The sequence below is a fragment of the Bacillus sp. Je.9.29.b genome (genome assembly GCF_051129925.1).
GTDB lineage: Bacteria > Bacillota > Bacilli > Bacillales > Bacillaceae > Bacillus > Bacillus safensis.
On the sequence record NZ_JBCPSO010000005.1, the window covers coordinates 195,482 to 206,230 of the forward strand.

Annotated in this window: 1 protein-coding gene; it reads right to left on the reverse strand. The window is 46.0% G+C overall.

What is annotated here, in order from left to right; genetic code table 11:
• Positions 1–34 precede the first annotated feature (34 nt).
• Entirely contained in the window at positions 35–10,735 is a 10,701-nt protein-coding gene (locus AAZR19_RS11925; protein ID WP_434703261.1) for an amino acid adenylation domain-containing protein, read from the reverse strand.
• Positions 10,736–10,749 lie beyond the last annotated feature (14 nt).

Here is a 10,749-nt window from a genome sequence, read left to right on the forward strand (position 1 = left end):
CCTCCCTTCCTTTTTTATGATTCATCTCGTGTTGTTAAGTCAATTTCTCCTCAAGCATGTCAAAAATGTCGTCCATTTCGTCCATTTCAAGGTCAGCGGCAGAGAAGTCACTTGGCGTAAATTCCCGTTCTTGCTGCGCTAAGCAATGGGTGATGATGGATTGAATTTTCCCCTTCAACAATGCCATGAACTGCTGTATCGTCTGTTCTTCATATTCACTTGCACAATAGGAACAAGACAAAATGAATCGGTTTTGTTGAACAAGACCACTAAGGTTTAGCTTATAAACAGCTTCCGAATCAAGGCTTGCTTGTCGTCCCATATCATAAGTCGACGGCCCAAAGAGTTCTGTCGTCACTTCCTGATCAATCTGTCCAAGATAGTTCAAGCTGATTTCAGGATGTACGTGCTGCCCTGACGGTTCAGTGGCTGTCATGTATTTTAAGATTCCGTAGCCAATTCCTTTATTTGGCACACGCCGCAGCATTTCTTTCGTTCCTTTAATAGCATCAGCTATGGTCTGATCCGGCTTCGCTTCAAGAACAACTGGATACATACTTGTAAACCAGCCAATCGTGCGAGAGACATCCAGCCCTGATAAAATATCCTCTCTACCATGACCTTCAAGCTGCACATGTACATGGGACTCACCTGTCCACTCTTGTACAGCAAGACCGAGAGCACATAAAAGAATATCGTTCATTTCTGTTGTGTACGGCAGATGAATATCGGTCAAAAGATGCTCAGTTTCTGTTTCTGTCAGCTGCATTTGAACCGATTTGGTTTCTGAAACTTTTCTTTTTGTCACTTCATGATCAACAGGTAATGCGGTTAATGGTTTGCTTTCAATTTCTGCCCAATACTCCTGCTGACTTTTTAATGGCTGTGACTGTGCATAACGTTCAATGGCCTCTGCCCATTCTTTAAAGGAATGAGTTTTCAGCGGCAGGACAAGCTTTTGCCCCTGAGCTGCCTGCTGATATAGAGACATAAAGTCCTCTAGTAGAATTCGGCATGAGACACCGTCAATGACTAAATGGTGTGTCACGATGAGTAAATGATCGCCATCTTCTGCATGGAAACAAATCACTTTCATTAACGGACCTGTTTCGAGGTTCAGCTGACGCTGATACTCGTTCGCATATGTGGAAACAGCCTTTTTCACGTCGTGCTCTTTTGAGACATCATGAGAAATAATCGCCATCGGTTCCGGGAGCTCCCGCTGGTTGTATTGCAGGATGCCGCCATGTTCCTGCTTGTATACCATACGCAGTGCATCATGATGTAAAAGCAGTTTTTGCATGACTTGTTCTGTAATGGAAAGGTCAAATCCATTTGGTGCATGAAGCATCATCGAGAGATTCCAATGGTGCTGATCGCTGAATGCTCGTTCAAAGAACCAGCGTTGAATCGGTGTGAAAATGACTTCTCCTTCGACAGGTGATTGGTCGGCTGTGAGGAGATCGGCTTCCTCTATATATGGGCGAAGCTCTGCAATTGTTGGATACTGGAATAGAAGTTTCATATCGAGCTTCCAGCCTGCTTGCGTGAGTCTGCTTGCCATTTGGATGCCTTTAATCGAATCTCCTCCAAGGAAGAAGAAGTGATCGTGAATGCCGACTTGGCTGACGCCAAGGACATCTTCCCAAATGCCGCAAAGCAGCGTTTCCACTTCATCTCTTGGGGCTTCGTATACCGTTTGGTTCGCTTCCATATCAGGAGCTGGCAATGCTTTGAGATCAACTTTTCCATTGACCGTCATTGGAAATTGGTCTAGCTTTATGATCCATGCTGGCACCATGTATTCAGGCAGTGTGCGTTTTAGGCTTTCTTTTAATTCCTCAGTATCTGTATCGTTTTCCGTAATCACGTAAGCGGCAAGGGCGTCCTGATCACTCGCATCTTTGACCGTTGTCACGACGGCTTCTTTGACGACATCCAGCGTCAAAAGCTGCGCTTCAATTTCTGACAGCTCAATACGGAAGCCGCGGATATTCACTTGATGGTCTATTCTGCCGAGATAAATCAGCTCACCATCCTCTGTCCATTTCACTAGATCGCCTGTGCGGTACATGCGCTCGCCTGGATAAAATGGATCTGGGACAAATCGTTTGTCGGTTTCATCTGGAAGATTCCAGTAGCCTCTTGCCAGTCCTTTTCCTGCAATCACGAGCTCACCTGGTACGCCTGGCGGCGACAGGTCGTATAAAGAACCCATGATGTAAAAACGTGTATTGGCAATCGCTGTTCCAATCGGAATCGTGCCTTGTTCTGGATCGATCATTCCGCTTGTCGCTACGACTGTATTTTCAGTCGGACCGTAATTATTGACGAGTTGATATGGAACCGGCTTTACCTGTTTCAGCTTGTCTCCGCCTGTTAGTAAATAACGCAGAGAATGGTTGTCCATTGACATAAACTGCTCGCATAGCTGGGTCGGCAGGAAGGCAATGGTGATGCCTTTTTCATTGAAATACGCATTGAGCTTGATCATATCGAGACGAATCGCTTCATCGATAATGTGCAGCTCTGCGCCGGCGATCCACGTCGGGAACATCTCCCAAATGGAGGCGTCAAAGCCAAAGCCGGCATATTTCGCAGTTCGATCCTCGTGTGTCACTTGGAACGCATCATTGTGCCAGAATGCAAGATTCACAAGCGACTGGTGCTCAACCATGACACCCTTCGGCTTTCCTGTCGTTCCAGACGTGTAAATCATATAGGCGAGATCTGTTGGTTTGATATGAACCTGAATCTCGTGAGCTTCTCCTTCTACCGCATCTTCTATGAACAACACTTGACCTGTGAATGAAGATGGTGCAGTGAGTCCTTTCTGCATCAGAAGCACCTCTGCCCCGCAGTCTTCCAGCATGTACGCAATACGCTGCGCTGGATAATCCGCATCAATTGGAACGAATGCCGCACCTGCCTTGAGAACGCCAAGAACAGCTGCCGTCATATCAAGGGACGGACGAGTGAGAATACCGACGCGGTCGCCTGGTTTTGTGCCGTTTGCGATGAGTCTTGAAGCGACTACATTTGCCCGATGATTCAGTTCTTCATACGTCCAGCTCGTTCCGCAGAAGACCACTGCTTTTTGGTGCGGCGCTTCTTGTGACTTAGCTTCAATCAAGGCATGAACGGTTTGATCTAACGGGACGTTGAGGTCTGGTCCTGACCATTCATTGATCAGCTCTCGTTTTTCCTCTTCAGTTATGAGAGATAGCGCTGAAATTGGCTGATTCAGCTTAGCCAGCATATCGTCTATGATTTTTTCAATATACCTGCTCCAGCGCTGAATGGTGCTCTTTTTAAACAGAGCCGCTGCATACTCAAAGCGCAAGCCCACTTGGTCATTTTCTTCAAATACACCGAGCGTTATATCAAATTTTGCATGAACGGTATCTTGCTGCTTTTGCGACAGCTTGAGTCCATTCAAATCCGGTAACGTCAGGTCACGGTCATCTGTTGTCAGCATGACACTAAACAATGGATTGCGGCTCGTGTCTTTCGGAAGATCTAACTGAGCCACCAATTCCTCAAACGGGAATTCTTGATGTTCATAGGCTGATAGGCTGCGATCTTTCATTTTTTCAAGCAGCTGCGCTGTCGTTTCTTCTGGCTGCACTTCGTTTCGAAGAGCCAGTGTATTGACAAACATGCCTGGAACCCGCTCGATTGAAGCATGCGTACGTCCTGCGGTCACAGCACCTATGACGATATCTGTCTGCCCAGTTAATTTGGAAAGGAAAATGGCAAATGCCGTTTGCATCACCATGTTCAAGCTCACACCTTTTTCCGCCATAAGCGTTTTGATGGACTGCACCTTTTCAGCAGACAACCATCTATCGACTCGCCCTCCTTCAAATGACTGAACTTGAGGACGCGGAAAATCAAGAGGCAGTGCTAAGTCTTCCGGCGGCTGTGCATATTGCTCCAGCCAATACTGCCGCTGTTTCTCAAGCAGCGCCTGCTGCTTTTCTTCCTGCTGCCATACCGCAAAATCCTTGTAATGCAGCTGAACTGGCGGTAATGTCTTTTTCTCATACAGCTCTGCGAGTTCTTGAATGAGCAGGCTGCGTGTGACACCATCTGCAATGATATGGTGCATATCCATCATGAATACATATTTCTCATCAGAAAGCTTCGCCACTTTCGCCCTCATTAATGGTGCTTGATGTAATGAGAATGGTGTAATGAATGACTCGATGACAGACTGCTCCTGATCGCCCTCTATTTCATCAATCTTTAATGTAAACGGCACTTGGCGATAGACTTTTTGAACGGGTACGCCGTCAATTTCTACAAAGGCTGTCCGAAGTGATTCATGTCTGTCGATCAAGGCTTGAAGCGATGCTTCCAGCTGCTTCACATCAAGGCTGCCTTCCATCATTAAAACGGCTGGCATATGATAAGTGACTGCTTCTGGATGCAGCTGCTGCAGTACATACATACGCTTTTGAGCAGAAGAGACGGGATAGAAATCTTGCTTTTCCGCTGGCTGAATGGATGTCACCACCGAAGAATCTGTTTCTTCCAAGTAGGCTGCCATTGCCCGTATGGTTGGTTTTTCAAAAAGGACTTTGAGCGGCACATGCTTGTTCAGCTTTGCCTGCACCTTCGAAATGAGCACCATGCCCTTGAGGGAATGACCTCCCAATTCAAAGAAGTGGTCATGAACACCTATTTGTTCAACCCCAAGAACTTCTGACCAAATGTCACACAGCGCCTGCTCAAGTTCCGTTTCTGGTGCCACATGCGCCGTACGGTTCATATGCACCTCATGCGGAAGCGGCAAAGACTTCGCATCCACCTTTCCGTTTTGGGTGAGTGGAATGTGATCGACTTTCACAAAGTACGTTGGAATCATATAATCCGGCAGTGTCTCCGCAAGATTTTCTCTAAACGTCAGTGTTCCAATGTGTTCTGGCGCTGTGTAATAGAGTGCAAGCTCCGGCAACCCAGACAGGTGCAGGACTTTTACATAGACTTCTTGAATAGATGCCAGAGCACGTGCGGCATGCTCAATTTCCTGTTTCTCAATGCGATAGCCGCGGATTTTCACTTGATCATCGACTCTTCCAAGAAACTCAATATCTCCATTTGCATGCTGTCTGACCAAATCCCCTGTGCGATACATTTTCTCTTGAGGATCATATGGATTTTCAAGAAAACGTTCTGCTGTTAATTCAGGCTGATTCAAATATCCTCTCGACACGCCTTCTCCAGATATATAAAGCTCTCCCGGCGCGCCATAAGGGACAAGACGCTGCTGCTGATTGCATACGAGCGCTCTTGTGTGAGCAATTGGCTGTCCGATCAAAGATCGTTCCTTCAAAGCGTCCAGCTCTAGCGGTGTGATCAGCTTGGTCACTGTACCAATGGTTGTCTCAGTCGGACCATAATGGTTCATGACTGCCACGCATGGATGCTGCATCATAAATGTTTCAACATCCTCAGGGATCACCGGTTCTCCTCCAAGTACCACCAGGCGTAAAGCATTAAATGAATGTTCCTTAGAATCTGCCATCATATGAAATAAGGATGGTGTCATTTTGATATAAGTCAGCTCTTGTTCATCAATCAACCGCATCAGACGTACAGGGTCTGTATACACGTCTTCACGAGGAACATAGAGTGTCCCCCCTGCTTTTAAAACAGGGAAAATGCTTGTGTAACCAAGATCATATGCATAAGAAGAAAGCAGTGCCGTCCGATCACATTCCTGCAATGTCACCTCATTTATCAGCCAGCTGACATAGTGTGATAGATTACGATGCGTGAGCTGTACACCCTTCGGCTTCCCCGTTGTCCCAGATGTGTAAATGACATAAGCGAGCTGATCAGCCGACACTTCCGGCAATTCTATTGGATGGCTTTGATGCACTGCTTGTTCAACCTGCACCACTTGAATCGACTTATGATTTTGATAGGAATCTGCTAGAGACTCATTTGTCACGATGACTTGTGCACCTGAATCCTCTAATGTGTAGCGGATTCGTTCAGCCGGAAAGGCCGGATCAATCGGGACAAACGCTCCTCCTGCTTTCATCACACCAAGCATGGAGACAATGACATAGACAGAGCGGTCAAGGATCAGTGCCACAGTTTGTTCTTTCTCGACGCCTCGTTTTTTAAGCTCACAGCTAAGTGCATATGACATATCCTCAAGCTCGCGGTAGGTGAGTTTTCTTTGATCATCCATGACGGCGATAGCATCCGGTGTTTCCTTCGCCTGACGTGAAAATTGGACATGGAATGGCTCATGACGATTCGTTTGCCCTTCGGCTTTTTTCTCCAGACGCTCTATTTGTTCATGCTGATCCAGTATATGGAGCAAGCCGATCTTTTCCTCCGGATGACGAACTGCCTCCCGAATAATCGCCAGAAGATGAGTTCCGAACCGGCGGACGGTCTCTTCTTTAAATAACGCCGCTGCATAGTCAAAGCTCAGCTTTAATGCTCCCTCGCGTTCAAATGCTTCTAAAGATAGATCAAATTTGACCGAGTGATGCTGAATGGCATAAGGCGAAATGTGCAGATCGCCGAGCTTTAGCGCCGGTACCTCCATGTTCTGCATGTTAAATGAAACGCTAAAAAGCGGGCTCCGAGTTGTATCACGGTCTAATGGAAGATTCGCAATTAACTCTTCGAGCGGATAGCTTTGATGTGCAAAAGCATCAACACTTGTTTCTTTTATTTCTTCAAGCAGCTGTAAAAATGTTTTGGTTTGTTCTGGTTTTCCGCGCATCGCAATGGTGTTGATAAACATCCCCGGCATGTCCTGGATATCAGGGTGTGTCCGTCCAGCAACAGGCGAACCCACAATGATATCTTCCTGCCCGCTATAGGAGGCAAGCAGCACTTGAAAGGCGGATAACAAGAACATATACATAGTCGTATCAGTTTTCTGAAGCAGTTCATGAATTTGCTGAGTCGTTGCTTGATCACAGCCAAACATGAATCGTTCTCCAGTAAAATCACGTTCTGCTGGACGCGGATAATCAGTTGGCAGCTCTAAAACCGGTAAATCTCCTTCGAATTGCTTCAGCCAATACGCTTCATGTTCCTTCTGTTTCTCCGTTTCTTCTTCACTTAGCTGCCAGACAGCGTAATCTTTATAATGAATGGCTCGTTCAGCAAGAGCTTTCCCATCGTAGGCCTTCGCTAAATCTTGAATGAATGTCTTCATGGAGCTGCCATCTGTAATGAGATGATGTGCTTCTAAGACGAGAAGATGACGATTCTCACTGACTTTCAGCAGCTGAGCTCGCAAAAGGGGTGCTGCTGTTAAATCAAATGGCGATTGACGTTCTGTAAGAAATGCCTCCGCCTCTTCTTCCTTGATGTCATGAACAGGAAGGTCAAATTCAGTCCATTCATGCACCCTTTGGACAATGTCTTCCCCGTTCATATGAAAGCTCGTTCTTAAGATTTCATGTGTTTGGATTAACTGATTAAATGCTGATTTGAGCCGCTGATATTCGAGTGTTCCTTCAAGCGTTAAGACGATCGGAATATGATAATTCGTGCTGTCAGGTTCAAGTGTCTGCAAAATGTATAAACGGCGCTGAGCTGGTGATACCGGATATTCGTCCGCCTGCTCTGCTGGCAAAATAGGATGTCCGGTTTCTTCTTGACCATCCTGATCGATGTAAACCGCTAATGAGCGAATCGTCGGCTTCTCGAAAATCACTTGAATCGGCACTTCCTTTTGAAACACTTCTTGAACCTTCGCAGACATCATCATCGCCTTGAGTGAGTGCCCGCCAGCCATAAAGAAATGCTCGTCTATCCCAATCGTTTTCCCAAGAAGATCCTCCCAAATGTCAGCGAGTGCCTTTTCTGTCTCAGTCTCAGGCAGAATGATTTTGATTTCCTCGCGATGCACTTCGTCAGGCTTCGGTAAAGCTTTTCGATCTACCTTCCCGTTCGATGTCAGTGCAAAGGTATCCAGCTTCATCACATGGTGCGGCACCATATAAGCTGGCAGTTTTTGATTGAATACATCTCTTACCTCTTCTTCTGTCAGTGTCCCTGTGAAGTAAGCGATGATTTCCTTTTCATCTGAGGAGAGCTGCTGAACAAGTACAACTGCTTCATCTATGCCCACTTCTTGGTGAAGCACTGATTCAATTTCACCAAGCTCAATACGGAAACCACGAATTTTCACCTGATCATCGGCACGGCCGAGGAATTCAATCTGACCATCCGCACCATATCTAGCCAAGTCCCCCGTTCGATACATCCGTCCTGACGGCTTAAAAGGATCTGCCATGAATACTTGATCAGTCAAATCTGGACGTTTGATGTACCCTCTTGAAACACCATCTCCGCCCACATACAGCTCTCCTGGGGCTCCAATTGGCTGAAGTCTTTGATAGTCATCTAAAATATAAGCTGACGTATGATTAATCGGCTGACCAATTGGGATCGGGCCCATTTCATCTCCTCTTACTTCGTAAATGGTCGAAATGGTTGTATTTTCAGTTGGGCCATAGACATTCAGCAAGGTAATTGATGGATGATACTTTTTCACAAGCTCCGCACTTTTCACATTGATCACATCACCGCCGGTGAATAATGTTTTTAACCCTTTGAACATTTGCGGCCGCTGCTGAGCGAGCTGATTAAATAAACCAGTCGTTAAAAAGAGCGCTGTGATCTGATGTGTTTGGATAAATTGTTCAAATCGGTGAATATCCAATAAAGTATCACGGTCAACAGGATAAAGCGTCGCCCCATTCAGAAGCGTAGTAAAGATTTCAAGGGTAATCGCATCAAAGCTGACAGCTCCTGTATGCGCCATACGATCCGACGTGTTCAAGCCTATTTTTTCCTGAGAGCATGCTAACCTCACAATATGCTGATGCTCAATTTGAACTCCTTTTGGCCGTCCAGTTGATCCCGAAGTGAACATGATATATGCCAATTGAGATGGGGACGTCTCGACTGATAATTCCGCTTGTGAGTGATGAGACATGCCGGTCACATGAACAGCTTTGATGCTTTCATCAACTGGCGGCTGGCTGTCAGCATAGAGCAAAACGGATACGCCGCTGTCTTCAAGCATCCAACGGATTCTCTCCTCAGGCTGAGCTGGATCAATCGGTACATAAGCAGCCCCTGCATGTAAAATGGCTAAAATAGAGATCACCGCATCTGCTGATCGGTTCATATATACCGCGACAGCATCCCCCCGCTGAACGCCGTTTTCTACAAGGCTGCTCGCTAAACGACGGATTTCCTGTCCAAGCTCTTCGTATGTGAATGTTCGCTCGCCTTCGACTAATGCCGGATGGTCAGGCTGCGCCTTGATACGTTCATCGAGCAGCTCAGGAATGGACAAGTGCTTCGGATAATCTCGCTCCGTCTGGTTCCATGCTTCAATCTGCTGCTTTTCTTCTTCTGTAATACATGTCACTTCATGAAGACGTACGTCAGGATTGTGAATGATTTGCTTCATGAGGTTGGTCAGATGTTTGGATATGTTTTCAATGACCTTTTCTTCAAAAGCCATCGCATTGTATTTGAATTTCAATGTCCACGTTTCACCAGGATAGACAAGTACATTGAGATCGAAATTCGTTTGTTCAAATCCGTCCTTTACATCAATGGCAAAACCGAGACGTGCAGACATGGTGTCACCAGACAGCTCCTGATCTAAAGGATAGTTTTCAAACCCAACCAAATGATCAAAGAGTTTTCCTCCAGCAGCTGTTTTCTGCTGAATGTCATAAAGCGGCATAAAATCATAGTTTTCCGCTTCCAGAGCATGCTGCTGAACCGTTTGAAACAGCTGTTTAAAGGTCTGTTCCTGATCTAATGTCACCCGAACAGGTATCGTATTGATAAACAGCCCTGCCATCCGCTCAATCCCAGACACACTTGGAGGTCTGCCTGATACGACTGTTCCGAATGTGACATCATCTGCTGCATGATAGGTGCCTAAAAGAACGGACCAGACAGCCTGAAAAAGGTTCGGTGCTGTCACTTGGCATTGTCTTGCCGCTTCTTGAATGGCTTGTACGGTTTGAGCGTCCCATGTAAACGTCCATTCCTGATGGTCATATTGTCCGTTCGCTTCTTTTTGCTGCAGCAGCCCTTGGTGCTGAACAGCACCATCCAGCCGCTCCGTCCAATAGTCTTCCGCTTCTTGTTTGTTTTGCTTTCCAAGCCACTGGATATAGTCCGCATAAGGCTTACCTTGTGAGCGATCCGGCGTTCGACCGTTCCGATAAGATTCATAGTAATGAAACAGTTTTTTCATTAAAACACCCATGGACCAACCATCCATAATAATGTGATGGTTGCTCCAAATCAGGTGCCAGTTTGTTTCATTTAATTGAAAAACAGCGACTTTCAACAACAGATCATTCGTTAAGTGAAATCCTTGCTTTCTCACTTGCTTTTTATATTGATCCAATACCTTTTTCTGCTCTTGATGATTCAGATCAGATAGATCTTCTCTATACACATCTATATGACGTTCAGCCAGTACAACCTGACGAGGCTTTTGTAATTGCTGATAGACAAAGGCTGTACGCAGAATGTCATATGTCCGTACGAGTTCATTGAGACTTTTTTCAAAAAGATCGAGATCAAAATCTCCGCTTATTCCAAGCTCAAGCTGTGTGAAATAAGAGGAGGAATTAGGGTCTAGCATGGCATGATACAGCATGCCCTCTTGCATTGGTGTTAAAGGATATACCTTTTGAATTTTCTGCTTGCTCATAAGTCCACCTCTTC